This is a genomic window from Vibrio mytili, assembly GCF_049563345.1.
Lineage (GTDB): Bacteria > Pseudomonadota > Gammaproteobacteria > Enterobacterales > Vibrionaceae > Vibrio > Vibrio mytili.
Window position 1 is genome coordinate 15238 of record NZ_CP110481.1, and the last position, 15418, is coordinate 30655.

General features: G+C 47.5%; 10 protein-coding genes, 3 tRNA genes and 2 rRNA genes. 11 read left to right on the forward strand and 4 right to left on the reverse strand.

Going from position 1 to position 15418, the window contains the following annotated elements; all coding sequences use genetic code 11:
• Positions 1 to 77: 77 nt before the first annotated feature.
• Positions 78 to 338, forward strand: coding sequence for a hypothetical protein (locus tag ONE56_RS00055; protein WP_041153787.1), 261 nt, complete (start codon positions 78 to 80; stop codon positions 336 to 338).
• A 43-nt stretch (positions 339 to 381) separates the two neighbouring features.
• On the opposite strand, the gene tusA is transcribed toward ONE56_RS00055, so the two are convergent.
• Positions 382 to 630, reverse strand: a complete 249-nt coding sequence (gene tusA, locus ONE56_RS00060) for a sulfurtransferase TusA (protein WP_041153788.1) — start codon at positions 628 to 630, stop codon at positions 382 to 384.
• A 132-nt stretch (positions 631 to 762) separates the two neighbouring features.
• Between tusA and ONE56_RS00065 the strand changes: the two genes are divergently transcribed.
• Both ONE56_RS00065 and ONE56_RS00070 read left to right on the forward strand, forming a co-directional pair.
• Positions 763 to 945: a hypothetical protein gene (locus ONE56_RS00065; RefSeq protein WP_041153789.1), complete on the forward strand. Its 183-nt coding sequence runs from the start codon at positions 763 to 765 to the stop codon at positions 943 to 945.
• 180 nt (positions 946 to 1125) lie between these two features.
• Positions 1126 to 2067, forward strand: a complete 942-nt coding sequence (locus ONE56_RS00070) for a LysR family transcriptional regulator (protein WP_041153795.1) — start codon at positions 1126 to 1128, stop codon at positions 2065 to 2067.
• A 57-nt stretch (positions 2068 to 2124) separates the two neighbouring features.
• Here ONE56_RS00070 and ONE56_RS00075 read toward each other — a convergent pair whose 3' ends face one another.
• The 3 genes from ONE56_RS00075 to fadB all read right to left on the reverse strand — a co-directional run bounded on the left by ONE56_RS00075 (position 2125) and on the right by fadB (position 6765).
• A complete protein-coding gene (locus tag ONE56_RS00075) occupies positions 2125 to 3105 on the reverse strand; it encodes an MDR family oxidoreductase (RefSeq protein WP_041153790.1) in 981 nt (326 codons plus the stop codon).
• A 298-nt stretch (positions 3106 to 3403) separates the two neighbouring features.
• Positions 3404 to 4579 carry an acetyl-CoA C-acyltransferase FadA gene (fadA, locus tag ONE56_RS00080; protein WP_041153791.1) on the reverse strand — a complete coding sequence of 392 codons (1176 nt, stop codon included), beginning with the start codon at positions 4577 to 4579 and terminating at the stop codon, positions 3404 to 3406.
• A 14-nt stretch (positions 4580 to 4593) separates the two neighbouring features.
• Positions 4594 to 6765 (reverse strand): fatty acid oxidation complex subunit alpha FadB, encoded by a 2172-nt coding sequence (gene fadB, locus ONE56_RS00085; protein WP_423840025.1) that lies wholly within the window; start codon positions 6763 to 6765, stop codon positions 4594 to 4596.
• 268 nt (positions 6766 to 7033) lie between these two features.
• Here fadB and ONE56_RS00090 point away from each other — a divergent pair, with 268 nt between their 5' ends.
• From ONE56_RS00090 to ONE56_RS00125, 8 genes are all read left to right on the forward strand, one after another.
• Positions 7034 to 7657, forward strand: a complete 624-nt coding sequence (locus tag ONE56_RS00090; RefSeq protein WP_423840026.1) for a YigZ family protein — start codon at positions 7034 to 7036, stop codon at positions 7655 to 7657.
• Between the two features lie 46 nt (positions 7658 to 7703).
• Entirely contained in the window at positions 7704 to 9161 is a 1458-nt protein-coding gene (locus ONE56_RS00095) for a TrkH family potassium uptake protein (protein WP_331438676.1), read from the forward strand.
• A gap of 9 nt (positions 9162 to 9170) precedes the next feature.
• Entirely contained in the window at positions 9171 to 9698 is a 528-nt protein-coding gene (hemG, locus tag ONE56_RS00100) for a menaquinone-dependent protoporphyrinogen IX dehydrogenase (RefSeq protein WP_041153794.1), read from the forward strand.
• A 499-nt stretch (positions 9699 to 10197) separates the two neighbouring features.
• Positions 10198 to 11750 (forward strand): 16S ribosomal RNA (locus tag ONE56_RS00105).
• A gap of 90 nt (positions 11751 to 11840) precedes the next feature.
• Positions 11841 to 11916, forward strand: a tRNA-Glu gene (locus ONE56_RS00110).
• A 2-nt stretch (positions 11917 to 11918) separates the two neighbouring features.
• Positions 11919 to 11994: transfer RNA gene (locus ONE56_RS00115), tRNA-Lys, on the forward strand.
• Between the two features lie 44 nt (positions 11995 to 12038).
• Positions 12039 to 12114, forward strand: a tRNA-Val gene (locus ONE56_RS00120).
• Positions 12115 to 12474: 360 nt separating this feature from the next.
• Positions 12475 to 15364, forward strand: a 23S ribosomal RNA gene (locus ONE56_RS00125).
• The 16S and 23S rRNA genes sit together here with 3 tRNA genes alongside, the layout of an rRNA operon.
• Positions 15365 to 15418 lie beyond the last annotated feature (54 nt).

Consider the following 15418-nt stretch of genomic DNA (forward strand, 5'->3'; position numbering starts at 1 on the left):
AGCGTGACGCAGGAGATATCCGTGTCATACTTGTCGTGGTAGTTTAATAGAGTGAATGATGGCGAGAGGACAAATGTATGCTTACACGTTACATGGGGATGACCCCCAAGAGTCAGAGTTATTTATTCACCTTTGGTTTGGCGCTGTGCCTGTTGGCGATGGTGTTGACTGATATGTGGTTACCGATAGTTGCGGGATCGTTCATTCTTACCGGCTTAACGGTAGAAGCGTGGATTCGGGTTGCGCACATCATACCGATGCATGAAGAGATGCGGGCGATGAAGAAGCAACTTAACAAGCTACAGTCTGAAGTTCGTACACTAGAATATGATGAATAGACAAATGGCAGCCTCTTAGGCTGCCTTTTTTTGTCTGGGCAACTTATTCCAAACCTTTCTTAATCAGGTACTGAAATGGAACGTGTTCCGTTTGTGCCGCGACCAGTTGATGATCCATAAAACGACAAAAACTCGGAATATCTCGGGTTGTTGATGGATCGTCTGCTTTTACCAGCAAAATCTCACCATCTTGCATGTTGCGAATTGTCTTCCTGACCATCATTACTGGCTCTGGGCATCGCAGTCCTTCTGCCTCTAATATCTTGGTCGCCAGTTCAGGATTAAAGCTCATAGTGTGATTCTCGTAACTAACTGAGTGATGAATTTTACGTTCGTAGAAAAAATATTCAATAACCACTTGGCAAAAGGTTATTTTTGTTTTACTTTAAATTAACAATTTGGCAACAAAGTGGATGGGGAGATAATGTTAACAGCGTTAGACAGACTTACTATTTACTCAGTGCTATGTTTCATTTCGTTCTGTGCATTAGTACTTCGTTCTCCTATGGAACCATCACTGATGCCTTTGATCGGCGTGGCTGCAACCATCATCGGGATTTGGATAGAGGCGCACAAATGGTCCGGTGCGTCTGAGCAAGAAAACTAACGTTTCGCTTGCCTGTTTTATATCTCCTGCGATAGCAGTGATCATAACCCATTTTGTTACCAACACTTCATTCCGACACTATCCCCAGTTTTCTTGGGCTTCCCCGCCGAAAGGCGGGATTTTTTTACTTGAAGATAAAGAGTACAATTTGTCCAAATCCTTTTCTTTTGTATGGCCGTTGTGGAATTAGAAGATATCTACCGTCGGGATCTAAATTTATTAGTCGCATTACGTGTACTGATCGAAGAGAACAGTGTCAGTAAAGCAGCGGCCCGCCTTAACTTAAGTCAGTCTGCGATGAGTCGAGTGCTGGGTAGATTGCGCGATCTTTTGGATGACCCATTGTTTACTCGTCAGGGACAACATTTGACTCCAACCAAGAAGGCGTTGGAAATCGATCGCGCTTTAGGCGAACCACTAGAGTCATTAAGACAATTACTTTCCCCGGTTGAGTTCAACCCACATTTGTGTGAGCAGGTATTTAACATTGCGACGACAGACTACGCGATGCAAACCATATTGCCGTTCGCGTTGCCGCGCATTTATCAGGAAGCGCCTAACGTGTCGTTTAATTTTCTGCCTTTACAGCACGATCGATTGTCCGATCAACTCACCTACGAAGGTGCTGATCTCGCCATTTGCCGTCCTATCGGACCGGTAGAACCATTGCGCAGTGAAATTCTAGGTCGAGTTGGTGTGTTGTGTTTATTGTCGAGACAACATCCGCTGGCGTATCAAGAAATGAGCTTAGATGATTACCTGAGTCACCCTCATGCGATGATTGCGATCAGTGATGGCGTGAATGCTCTGATAGAGCAGGCGTTAGTCGATAAACCATCACGTAAAATGGTGTTACGTGCTTATCACTTAGAAGCGGCATTAGCGATCGTCGATACCTTGCCAATTATTATTACTGTGCCAGCAGATTTGGCGTATTTAGTTGCTGAGCGCTACGATTTAGTAGTGAAGGCATTACCTTTCCAATTTACGCCATTCGATTACTCAATGATTTGGCATGTTCGCTGCGAGCATTCTCCCGCACAAGAATGGTTGCGAGGGATTGTAAAAGAAGAGTGTGGTCGTTTGATTGCCAAACGTATTGACGATATGGGACTGGGTTGATGGAAAATAAAAAGAGCCAGCATTGCTGGCTCTTAGTCTGTATATTGGATCTGCGGCTTATAGCTTGATAACCACACGACCTGTGACTTGGCCGTTAGTGATGTCCTCTGCGTACTTAGGCGCTTCAGTTAATTCGACTTCAGTACAAGCTTGCTCGTAGTAGCTGTCAGGCAATAGTTCCACCAGTTTTTCCCACGCAGCGATGCGCTTTTCTGTTGGGCACATGACTGAGTCGACACCTTGCAGACGTACATTTCGCAGTATAAACGGCATAACTGTTGTTGGCAGATCAAATCCGCCAGCTAAACCACATGCTGCTACAGCACTGTTGTAGTCCATTTGAGCCAACACTTTCGCCAGCACTTTGCTGCCAACGGTATCGACTGCACCCGCCCAAATTTGCTTTTCCAGTGGACGAGCAGGTTCTTCAAATTCGGTTCGGTCAATAATACGGCTCGCACCAAGTTTTTCCAGCAGTGGACCATTTTGTTCTACGCGTCCGGTTACCGCTGCGACTTTGTAACCCAGCTGAGCGAGCAAAGTAACGGCCACGGATCCTACGCCCCCACTGGCACCAGTGACAAGAATCTCTCCTGCTTCGGGTTTGATATCCGCATCAAGCAGCGCCTGAACACATAACATCGCGGTAAAGCCAGCTGTGCCGACCATCATTGCTTTTTTGCTGTCCAGACCGTTTGGTAGTGGCACTAACCAGTCTGCTTTCAAGCGAGCACGTTGAGCCATACCACCCCAATGGTTTTCACCAACACCCCAGCCAGTGAGTACCACTTTGTCGCCTGTTTGGTAGCGAGTGTCATCAGAGCTCACGACCGTACCTGCCAAATCAATGCCCGGAACCATCGGGAAGTTACGGATGATTTTACCTTTGCCGGTGATTGCGAGGCCATCTTTGTAATTTAACGATGAATAATCAACGTCAATCAGGACGTCGCCTTCTGGCAGTTGAGTTTCGTCGATGCGTTCGACACTGGCGATAGTGCGTTTGTCTTCTTGGTTTAGAACTAGAGCATTAAACATGAGGTTCTCCGTGTTTGCGTTGGTGCGGCTGGAATGCTACATGCAGCAAGCTATTAACTGCCTCTAAGTGTAGGACTTGTTTGGTTATGAATAAAATGAAAGTTCAGCATTTAATCTATGCGCTATGTGCATTTATTGCTCAATGCGCTTAAAAAATGAAGGGCGACATTATCTGTCGCCCTTAAGTCTAATACTACATTACTTGAGTATTGGTTTATTTTATTCTGCTTGTCCAGTGGAGTACTGTGTTTGTTTAAGCATCATTGTTAATTTAAAAACTAATTAGCTGGCAACAATTTTAGGGCCTTTCAAACACAGTGGCGATACCCTGACCAAGACCAATACACATGGTAGCAAGGCCGTATTTGGCGTCTTTTGCTTCCATTAGGTTAATCAAGGTGGTTGAAATACGCGAGCCAGAACAACCTAGTGGGTGGCCCAGAGCAATTGCGCCACCGTTTAGGTTCACTTTTTCATCCATCACATCAAGCAGACCTAAGTCTTTAGCACATGGCAAAGATTGCGCTGCAAACGCTTCGTTTAGTTCGACAACATCCATATCTTCCATAGACAATCCCGCACGTTTGAGCGCTTTTTGGGTTGCCGGTACAGGTCCATAGCCCATAATTGAAGGATCGCAGCCGGCAATAGCCATGCCTTTGATTCGAGCGCGAATGGTTAACCCAAGCTCGTTGGCTTTTTCTTCACTCATGATCAGCATGGCTGATGCGCCATCGGAAAGAGCTGACGAAGTACCTGCCGTGACGGTGCCGTTAGCAGGGTCGAATACCGGACGAAGTTGGGATAAGCCTTCCACGGAGGTTTCTGGGCGAATGACTTCATCGTAGTCGAGAGTGAATAATGTACCGTCAGCCGCGTGACCTTCGATAGGTAAGATTTCGTTTTTAAAGCGGCCTTCCACTGTTGCTGCGTGGGCTCGGGCGTGAGAGCGGGCGGCAAACTCATCTTGTTGCTCACGGCTAATACCGTGCAGTTTTCCCAGCATTTCAGCAGTTAGCCCCATCATACCAGCTGCTTTCGCTACGTTCTTGGCCATACCCGGGTGAAAGTCGACGCCGTGGCTCATCGGTACGTGCCCCATGTGTTCGACACCACCGATCAGACAGATTTCAGCATCACCTGTCATAATCGCTCGGGTACCATCATGCAGTGCTTGCATTGAAGAACCACACAACCGGTTTACGGTAACGGCACCGACTTCAATGGGGAGCCCTGCGAGCAACGCTGCGTTACGCGCAACGTTAAAGCCTTGTTCTAGCGTTTGTTGTACACAACCCCAGTAAATATCTTCAATTTCATTTGGATTTACTTGTGGGTTACGTGCCAGTAGGCCTTTCATTAAGTGTGCGGAAAGGTCTTCTGCTCGAGTATGACGGAAAGCGCCACCTTTAGAGCGACCCATTGGGGTACGTAGACAATCGACTACGACAACATTTCTTGTTTGATTAGTCATTTGGGAATCCCTCCTTAGATAGAACCTTGCTGTTGTGCGCCGTAGAAGGTCTCGCCTTTGGCGGCCATATCAATCAGCATTTGCGGTACTTGGTACATCGCGCCTAATGCTGCGTGTTGTTTTGCCATTTCGATGTATTCAGCAATACCCACACTGTCTAGGTAGCGGAATACACCGCCGCGGAATGGAGGGAAGCCCAGACCATAAACCAGAGCCATATCCGCTTCTTGTGGCGTTGCGATAATACCTTCCTGTAGACACAGCACCACTTCGTTGATCATCGGAATCATCATACGTTGAATGATGGTCTGCTCGTCGAAGTCTTTTTTATCTGCACATACGTCTGCCAGTAGTGGCAAGATCTCTTCAGAGAAGGTCTTCTTCGGTTTGCCCTTCTTATCAACAGAGTAGCTGTAGAAGCCGCTGCCGTTTTTCTGACCAAATTTTTTGGCGTCAAATAAGGCATCAATCGCATCGCGCCCTTGCTTGCCCATGCGCTCAGGAAAGCCTTCTGCCATAACGGCTTGTGCGTGGTGAGCGGTATCAATGCCGACTACGTCTAGCAGGTAAGCAGGACCCATTGGCCAGCCAAATTTGCGTTCCATGATTTTGTCGATTTGCGTGAAGTCAGCACCATCACGAAGCAGCATGCTGAAGCCACCAAAGTACGGGAAAAGTACGCGGTTGACGAAGAATCCAGGACAGTCATTGACCACGATAGGTGATTTACCCATTTTCGCGGCGTACGCCACAACGCGGTTGATGGTCTCGTCTGATGTTTTCTCACCGCGGATGATTTCAACCAATGGCATGCGATGCACAGGGTTAAAGAAGTGCATACCACAGAAGTTTTCAGGGCGTTGTAGTGACTGAGCCAGAACGTTGATTGGAATTGTCGATGTGTTCGAGGTGATAACTGTATCTTCGTCAACGTTTTGCTCGACTTCGCTAAGTACGGCAGCTTTTACTTTCGGGTTTTCAACCACTGCTTCGACAATGACATCCGAATTTTCAATACCAGCGTAGTGTAGGCTTGGTGTGATAGACGCCAGAATACCAGCCATTTTGAAGCCATCTATTCGACCTTGGGAAAGACGTTTGTTGAGCAGTTTGGAAGCTTCATTCATGCCCAAGTCCAGTGAGGCCTGAGCGATGTCTTTCATCAGTACAGGGACACCTTTCAGTGCTGATTGGTAAGCGATGCCGCCACCCATAATACCGGCGCCAAGGACAGCAGCACGCTTAGTGTCTTTATTGGCTGATTTTGCTGCTTTTTTAGCAAGACCTTTGATGTATTGGTCGCTTAGGAACAGGCCAACCAGTGATTTTGCTTCTTCTGATTTTGCCAGTTTAACGAAGTGCTTACGTTCAACATCAAGTGCTTCATTACGTGCAAAGCATGCACCTTCCTCGATAGTAACGACAGAAGTCATTGGTGCAGGATAGTGTGGTCCTGCTTTTTGCGCCACTAGGCCTTTTGCCATCGTGAAGCTCATCATTGACTCGAGCTTGCTTAGGGTTAGTGGTGACGTTTTTTGGCTGCGGCGTGCTTGCCAGTTGATTTTTTCATTGATTGCAGCAGTCAGTGTTTGTAAAGCAGAATTATATAGCGATTCGCTATCGACGACCGCATCGAGCAGACCGATTTTTAGAGCTTCATCAGCACCACAGGCTTTTCCTTGAGTTATGATTTCCATTGCGTTGTCTGCACCAATAACGCGAGGTAAACGCACGCAGCCGCCAAAGCCAGGCATGATACCAAGTTTGGTTTCTGGTAAGCCAATGCTGGTGGTTTTGTCACCAATACGTATATCTGTCGCAAGTACACATTCGCAACCACCACCAAGCGTGTGGCCTTTGAGCACAGAGATGGTAGGAACGGGTAGGTCTTCCAATTTATTGAAGATGCTGTTCGCAAACTGCAACCATTGATCGAGCTCAGCATCCGATTTGGCAAATAAACCTAAGAACTCAGTAATGTCCGCCCCGACAATAAATGTCTCTTTATCAGAGGTCAGCATGATGCCCTTCAAGCCTTGGTGTTCTGCAAGAGCATCAAGCGCCTTGTCGAGTGACTCAAGTGTCGCTAAATCGAGTTTATTAACGGATTTTGGCGAGCAGAAAGTCAATTCTGCAATACCATCCTTTATTTCCTTTACCTGTAGGGTTTCGGCTTGGTAAATCATTGTCTATCTCCATGACATACAATCTGTGATTGTCTGTATACCTACTTTACTATTGTGGCTTTCTATAGAATGCCGCGGAAAATAGGTATCAAGAAGTGTATTATTTTTATTCTGGTAAGACCATTAATGTTAGTTTTGATCGTGCTATGTTTAATTTCAATACATTTTTCAAACAACTGTTTAACATTGTGCGCCAGTGCAGATCTTATGCGACTCTCAAATCACTCTCGTGATAGACTGCCGATAAAGAACTAAGTGACTTAATCCTATGAATGACCAGCCTTATTTGATTCCTGCTGAGCCTGCGCAATTTGAAGAAGAGATCAAAAAGAGCGTATTTATTACTTATCTTGCGCATACACCAAGTGTTGAAGCGGCTAAAGCATTTGTGGAGCAAATAAAAACCAAGCATGCGGATGCGAGACATAATTGCTGGGGATTTGTCGCAGGAAGACCAGAAGACTCTATGAAATGGGGATTTAGTGATGACGGGGAGCCGTCTGGCACCGCTGGTAAACCGATTCTTGGGCAACTGTCTGGTTCAGGCGTTGGAGAAATCACTGCGGTTGTCACCCGTTACTCAGGCGGAATAAAGTTAGGGACGGGTGGTTTGGTTAAGGCTTACGGAGGTGGCGTGCAGCAAGCATTAAAGCTGCTTCAAACTATTGAGAAAAAAATCACCACAAAACTTAGACTAACGTTAGACTATGGCTTTATGTCTATCGCGCAATCCATTATGTCTCAGTTTGGTGCGGTAGAGGTCGATGCTGATTACAGTGATCAGGTCGTTCTAGTCGTCGAACTTGAACTTCGTGAAGTGAGCGCGTTTACCCAATTGATCATCAATAAAAGCGGGGCCAAGGCAATGGTCACCCCTCTAAACGGACAATAATGAAAAATAGGAAGCAACAGGGACAGCTTCGCTAGTCAATTAATCCATGCAATTTCGTTCAATTATTCGAATCGTCGGGCTCTTATTGGCACTTTTTAGTGTCACGATGCTTGCACCCGCTCTGGTCGCGCTAATCTATCGTGATGGTGCTGGTGTGCCTTTTGTCACGACTTTTTTTGTTCTGCTTTTTTGCGGGGCAGTGTGTTGGTTTCCTAACCGTCGGCAAAAGCATGAGCTTAAGGCTCGCGATGGTTTCCTAATCGTAGTCCTGTTTTGGACGGTACTAGGTAGTGCTGGTTCAATTCCGTTTTTGATATCAGATAACCCCAATATTTCGGTAACCGATGCTTTCTTTGAGTCATTTTCTGCGTTAACAACAACGGGCGCTACGGTTATCGTTGGGCTCGATGAATTGCCTAAGGCGATTTTGTTTTATCGTCAGTTACTGCAGTGGTTTGGCGGTATGGGCATCATTGTACTGGCCGTTGCCATTTTACCGGTGTTAGGTATCGGTGGTATGCAGCTGTATCGAGCTGAAATTCCTGGGCCTGTCAAAGATACCAAAATGACGCCTCGTATTGCCGAAACGGCAAAAGCGTTATGGTATATCTACTTGAGCTTGACGATTGCCTGCGCGACCGCGTTTTGGTTAGCAGGGATGACGCCGTTTGATGCAATCAGTCACAGCTTTTCTACCATCGCGATTGGTGGATTCTCAACTCATGATGCGAGTATGGGATATTTTGATAGTTATGCGATTAACTTAATCACTGTTGTTTTCTTACTCATATCGGCTTGTAACTATACGCTTCACTTTGCGGCATTTTCATCCGGTGGCGTACACCCCAAATACTATTGGAAAGACCCAGAGTTTCGCGCTTTCATCTTTATACAGATATTGTTGTTTGTTGTGTGCTTTTTACTATTACTGAAGCACCACTCGTACATTACGGCTTACGATGCGTTTGACCAAGCTCTGTTTCAGACAGTTTCCATTTCAACTACTGCTGGCTTTACAACCACTGGTTTTTCGGACTGGCCATTATTTTTACCTGTACTTCTACTGTTCTCATCCTTTATCGGTGGATGCGCAGGATCGACTGGCGGTGGCATGAAAGTGATCCGAATTTTATTGCTGACCCTACAAGGGGCTCGTGAACTCAAACGTTTGGTTCATCCCCGGGCAGTCTACACCATCAAAGTCGGGGGGAGTGCGCTGCCACAACGCGTCGTTGATGCTGTATGGGGTTTCTTCTCGGCCTACGCGCTCGTTTTTGTGGTTTGCATGTTGGGGCTGATTGCGACTGGGATGGATGAGCTCAGTGCGTTCTCTGCGGTTGCAGCGACATTGAATAACCTTGGTCCAGGTTTAGGTGAAGTTGCACTTCATTTTGGTGATGTAAATGACAAAGCAAAGTGGGTGCTCGTAGTATCTATGTTATTTGGGCGTTTAGAAATATTTACCTTACTCATTCTACTTACGCCGACGTTTTGGCGTAGTTAAGGGGAAATCGTGGCAAAAGCTTTGTTCCTATACTCTTCACGCGAAGGGCAAACAAAAAAAATCTTCCATTATATCGATGAACAATTAGCAGACTTTGATTGTGAACTCGTGGATTTACACAATGTAGAGACTATGGATTTCAGTGCTTATGACAGAGTGTTGATCGGAGCTTCTATTCGCTATGGCCATTTAAATAAAAAGCTGTATCAATTTATTGAGCGCCATATTACCCAGTTAGAACAACATAAAGTGGCTTTCTTCTGTGTGAATTTAACTGCTCGTAAAGAAGACCAAGGGAAAGACACTCCTGAAGGCAGTGCGTATATTCGCAAGTTCCTGATCAAATCACCTTGGAAGCCAGCACTAATAGGTGTATTTGCTGGTGCCCTCTACTATCCACGCTATGGTTGGTTCGACAAAATGATGATTAGATTCATTATGTCCATGACAGGCGGGGAGACCGATACGACCAAAGAAGTGGAATATACCAACTGGGAAAAAGTGACACTTTTTGCAGACAAGTTTAGAAAACTGTAGAAATAACGTGCACTTTTGAGTGTTTTTGGCTTTATTTTATTCGAATGGTATAAAATCTAAAAAAAACGTCAAAAAGCACTTGCCAATGTGATCGCAATCTCTATAATGCCACCTCGCTGACACGGCAACGCTTCGAAGCTTTGAGTTTCAAGGTAAATAAAGCCAAGTTCAGCAAGGCAATTTAGCGAAGCGGAAACGCTTAAAAAGTTTTAAAAAAGTGATTGACACCAAACTTTAACTCGCTAAAATGGCCGTCCGATTTGAGCAAGGCTCAATCGGAAAGCTCTTTAACAATATAGACCTATCAATCTGTGTGGGCACTCGTTGATGATAATCCAATTAGAAACTTCGGTTTCAAATTAGGTTTCAATGATACGAAGTGACCATTGAATCTTCGGATTCAGCACAGTCAATTCATTATCGTTCTGTTGGAACGATAATAGCTTTAAAATTACATTAGTAGTTTTGAAGTCAGTATTCATTGAGCCGAAAAAACTTTAAATTGAAGAGTTTGATCATGGCTCAGATTGAACGCTGGCGGCAGGCCTAACACATGCAAGTCGAGCGGAAACGAGTTCACTGAACCTTCGGGGAACGTGAACGGCGTCGAGCGGCGGACGGGTGAGTAATGCCTAGGAAATTGCCCTGATGTGGGGGATAACCATTGGAAACGATGGCTAATACCGCATGATGCCTTCGGGCCAAAGAGGGGGACCTTCGAGCCTCTCGCGTCAGGATATGCCTAGGTGGGATTAGCTAGTTGGTGAGGTAAGGGCTCACCAAGGCGACGATCCCTAGCTGGTCTGAGAGGATGATCAGCCACACTGGAACTGAGACACGGTCCAGACTCCTACGGGAGGCAGCAGTGGGGAATATTGCACAATGGGCGCAAGCCTGATGCAGCCATGCCGCGTGTATGAAGAAGGCCTTCGGGTTGTAAAGTACTTTCAGCAGTGAGGAAGGGGTGTGTGTTAATAGCGCACATCTTTGACGTTAGCTGCAGAAGAAGCACCGGCTAACTCCGTGCCAGCAGCCGCGGTAATACGGAGGGTGCGAGCGTTAATCGGAATTACTGGGCGTAAAGCGCATGCAGGTGGTTTGTTAAGTCAGATGTGAAAGCCCGGGGCTCAACCTCGGAATAGCATTTGAAACTGGCAGACTAGAGTACTGTAGAGGGGGGTAGAATTTCAGGTGTAGCGGTGAAATGCGTAGAGATCTGAAGGAATACCGGTGGCGAAGGCGGCCCCCTGGACAGATACTGACACTCAGATGCGAAAGCGTGGGGAGCAAACAGGATTAGATACCCTGGTAGTCCACGCCGTAAACGATGTCTACTTGGAGGTTGTGGCCTTGAGCCGTGGCTTTCGGAGCTAACGCGTTAAGTAGACCGCCTGGGGAGTACGGTCGCAAGATTAAAACTCAAATGAATTGACGGGGGCCCGCACAAGCGGTGGAGCATGTGGTTTAATTCGATGCAACGCGAAGAACCTTACCTACTCTTGACATCCAGAGAACTTTCCAGAGATGGATTGGTGCCTTCGGGAACTCTGAGACAGGTGCTGCATGGCTGTCGTCAGCTCGTGTTGTGAAATGTTGGGTTAAGTCCCGCAACGAGCGCAACCCTTATCCTTGTTTGCCAGCGAGTCATGTCGGGAACTCCAGGGAGACTGCCGGTGATAAACCGGAGGAAGGTGGGGACGACGTCAAGTCATCATGGCCCTTACGAGTAGGGCTACACACGTGCTACAATGGCGCATACAGAGGGCGGCCAACTTGCGAGAGTGAGCGAATCCCAAAAAGTGCGTCGTAGTCCGGATTGGAGTCTGCAACTCGACTCCATGAAGTCGGAATCGCTAGTAATCGTGGATCAGAATGCCACGGTGAATACGTTCCCGGGCCTTGTACACACCGCCCGTCACACCATGGGAGTGGGCTGCAAAAGAAGTAGGTAGTTTAACCTTCGGGGGGACGCTTACCACTTTGTGGTTCATGACTGGGGTGAAGTCGTAACAAGGTAGCGCTAGGGGAACCTGGCGCTGGATCACCTCCTTATACGATGATTATCGTGATGAGTGTCCACACAGATTGATACGGTTTATAAAGTTTAAGAGAAAGAACATCCCCCAAGATGTTCGACTTAGTGTCCCGTTCGTCTAGAGGCCTAGGACACCGCCCTTTCACGGCGGTAACAGGGGTTCGACTCCCCTACGGGATACCATTGGGTCGTTAGCTCAGTTGGTAGAGCAGTTGACTTTTAATCAATTGGTCGCAGGTTCGAATCCTGCACGACCCACCATTTCCTTCCACGGAAATGCTTGCGTTTCGGTAAGAAAATAATGTGGGCGATTAGCTCAGTTGGGAGAGCACCTGCCTTACAAGCAGGGGGTCACTGGTTCGAGCCCGGTATCGCCCACCATTCTCTAAGTATTTTTGGAATAAAACGTCCAAACCAGAACAATTTATTGATACTGGTTGGCATTTTTGACGCCTGTGCGGCGCGGCTGAAAGTCTTTAGAAAATGTACTTCCTTGTGAAGAAACATAGCTCTTTAACAATTTGGAAAGCTGACAAAACAACAATTTATTGTTGTTTGTAAAGTTCTCAAAGTATTCCTAAGGGAATACAACTAAAAACACATTCAAGTGTTCTTGGGAACAACATCTCTAGATGTTGTTCATATTTGAGTCCGGCAAAATCGAAATGTCTCTCGCTCATTCAAATAATGAGAGACAACTTTGGTTGTTTAACGTCAATTCGAAACTTCTTCGGGTTGTATGGTTAAGTGACTAAGCGTACACGGTGGATGCCTTGGCAGTCAGAGGCGATGAAGGACGTATTAACTTGCGATAAGCCCAGATTAGGCAGTAAAAGCCACTTGAGTCTGGGATTTCCGAATGGGGAAACCCACTAGCACAAGCTAGTATCGCTGCGTGAATACATAGCGCAGCGAGGCGAACCGGGGGAACTGAAACATCTAAGTACCCCGAGGAAAAGAAATCAACCGAGATTCCGAAAGTAGCGGCGAGCGAAATTGGACTAGCCCTTAAGCTTTATATGCGTTAGACGAACGGTCTGGAAAGTCCGGCGATACAGGGTGATAGCCCCGTAGTTGACAACGCACATTCAGTGAAATCGAGTAGGGCGGGACACGTGATATCCTGTCTGAATATGGGGGGACCATCCTCCAAGGCTAAATACTACTGACTGACCGATAGTGAACCAGTACCGTGAGGGAAAGGCGAAAAGAACCCCTGTGAGGGGAGTGAAATAGAACCTGAAACCGTGTACGTACAAGCAGTAGGAGCACCTTTGTGGTGTGACTGCGTACCTTTTGTATAATGGGTCAGCGACTTATATTCAGTGGCAAGGTTAACCATCTAGGGGAGCCGTAGGGAAACCGAGTCTTAACTGGGCGTTCAGTCTCTGGATATAGACCCGAAACCAGGTGATCTAGCCATGGGCAGGTTGAAGGTTGAGTAACATCAACTGGAGGACCGAACCGACTAATGTTGAAAAATTAGCGGATGACTTGTGGCTAGGGGTGAAAGGCCAATCAAACCTGGAGATAGCTGGTTCTCCCCGAAAGCTATTTAGGTAGCGCCTCGGACGAATACTACTGGGGGTAGAGCACTGTTAAGGCTAGGGGGTCATCCCGACTTACCAACCCTTTGCAAACTCCGAATACCAGTAAGTACTATCCGGGAGACACACGGCGGGTGCTAACGTCCGTCGTGGAGAGGGAAACAACCCAGACCGCCAGCTAAGGTCCCAAATTACTACTAAGTGGGAAACGATGTGGGAAGGCTCAGACAGCCAGGATGTTGGCTTAGAAGCAGCCATCATTTAAAGAAAGCGTAATAGCTCACTGGTCGAGTCGGCCTGCGCGGAAGATGTAACGGGGCTAAGTAGTAAACCGAAGCTGCGGCAATGTGCTTTTGCACATTGGGTAGGGGAGCGTTCTGTAAGCGGTTGAAGGTGTGTGGTAACGCATGCTGGACGTATCAGAAGTGCGAATGCTGACATGAGTAACGATAAAGGGGGTGAAAAACCCCCTCGCCGGAAGACCAAGGGTTCCTGTCCAACGTTAATCGGGGCAGGGTAAGTCGACCCCTAAGGCGAGGCCGAAAGGCGTAGTCGATGGGAAACGGGTTAATATTCCCGTACTTCAACTTATTGCGATGGGGGGACGGAGAAGGCTAGGTGGGCCTGGCGACGGTTGTCCAGGTTCAAGTGCGTAGGCTTAAGAGTTAGGTAAATCCGGCTCTTTTTAAGGCTGAGACACGACGTCGAGCATCTACGGATGTGAAGTCATTGATGCCATGCTTCCAGGAAAAGCCTCTAAGCTTCAGATAAGTTGGAATCGTACCCCAAACCGACACAGGTGGTCGGGTAGAGAATACCAAGGCGCTTGAGAGAACTCGGGTGAAGGAACTAGGCAAAATGGTACCGTAACTTCGGGAGAAGGTACGCTCCTGGCGGTGAAGTCCCTTGCGGATGGAGCTACTAGGAGTCGCAGATACCAGGTGGCTGCAACTGTTTATTAAAAACACAGCACTGTGCAAAATCGTAAGATGACGTATACGGTGTGACGCCTGCCCGGTGCCGGAAGGTTAATTGATGGGGTTAGACTTCGGTCGAAGCTCTTGATCGAAGCCCCGGTAAACGGCGGCCGTAACTATAACGGTCCTAAGGTAGCGAAATTCCTTGTCGGGTAAGTTCCGACCTGCACGAATGGCGTAATGATGGCCACGCTGTCTCCACCCGAGACTCAGTGAAATTGAAATCGCTGTGAAGATGCAGTGTACCCGCGGCTAGACGGAAAGACCCCGTGAACCTTTACTACAGCTTGGCACTGAACATTGACCCTACATGTGTAGGATAGGTGGGAGGCTTTGAAACCAGCACGCCAGTGTTGGTGGAGCCGACCTTGAAATACCACCCTTGTAGTGTTGATGTTCTAACTTGGTCCCCTTATCGGGGATGAGGACAGTGCCTGGTGGGTAGTTTGACTGGGGCGGTCTCCTCCCAAAGAGTAACGGAGGAGCACGAAGGTGGGCTAATCACGGTTGGACATCGTGAGGTTAGTGCAATGGCATAAGCCCGCTTGACTGCGAGAATGACAATTCGAGCAGGTGCGAAAGCAGGTCATAGTGATCCGGTGGTTCTGAATGGAAGGGCCATCGCTCAACGGATAAAAGGTACTCCGGGGATAACAGGCTGATACCGCCCAAGAGTTCATATCGACGGCGGTGTTTGGCACCTCGATGTCGGCTCATCACATCCTGGGGCTGAAGTCGGTCCCAAGGGTATGGCTGTTCGCCATTTAAAGTGGTACGCGAGCTGGGTTTAGAACGTCGTGAGACAGTTCGGTCCCTATCTGCCGTGGGCGTTGGAGAATTGAAAGGGGCTGCTCCTAGTACGAGAGGACCGGAGTGGACGAACCTCTGGTGTTCGGGTTGTGTCGCCAGACGCATTGCCCGGTAGCTAAGTTCGGAATTGATAACCGCTGAAAGCATCTAAGCGGGAAGCGAGCCTTGAGATGAGTTCTCCCTGATACTTTAAGTATCCTAAAGGGTTGTCGTAGACTACGACGTTGATAGGTCAGGTGTGTAAGCGTTGTGAGGCGTTGAGCTAACTGATACTAATTGCCCGTGAGGCTTAACCATACAACACCCAAGGGGTTTTGATGGACTCAATGAAAGAACATTGAATGTGTGATA

What these genes read in the sequence shown, in the direction of transcription:
- ONE56_RS00055 (WP_041153787.1), top strand. Translation starts at nt 78, where the DNA reads ATGCTTACACGTTACATGGGGATGACCCCCAAGAGTCAGAGTTATTTA.
- tusA (WP_041153788.1), bottom strand. Translation starts at nt 630, where the DNA reads ATGAGCTTTAATCCTGAACTGGCGACCAAGATATTAGAGGCAGAAGGA.
- ONE56_RS00065 (WP_041153789.1), top strand. Translation starts at nt 763, where the DNA reads ATGTTAACAGCGTTAGACAGACTTACTATTTACTCAGTGCTATGTTTC.
- ONE56_RS00075 (WP_041153790.1), bottom strand. Translation starts at nt 3,105, where the DNA reads ATGTTTAATGCTCTAGTTCTAAACCAAGAAGACAAACGCACTATCGCC.
- fadA (WP_041153791.1), bottom strand. Translation starts at nt 4,579, where the DNA reads ATGACTAATCAAACAAGAAATGTTGTCGTAGTCGATTGTCTACGTACC.
- fadB (WP_423840025.1), bottom strand. Translation starts at nt 6,765, where the DNA reads ATGATTTACCAAGCCGAAACCCTACAGGTAAAGGAAATAAAGGATGGT.
- ONE56_RS00090 (WP_423840026.1), top strand. Translation starts at nt 7,034, where the DNA reads ATGAATGACCAGCCTTATTTGATTCCTGCTGAGCCTGCGCAATTTGAA.
- ONE56_RS00095 (WP_331438676.1), top strand. Translation starts at nt 7,704, where the DNA reads ATGCAATTTCGTTCAATTATTCGAATCGTCGGGCTCTTATTGGCACTT.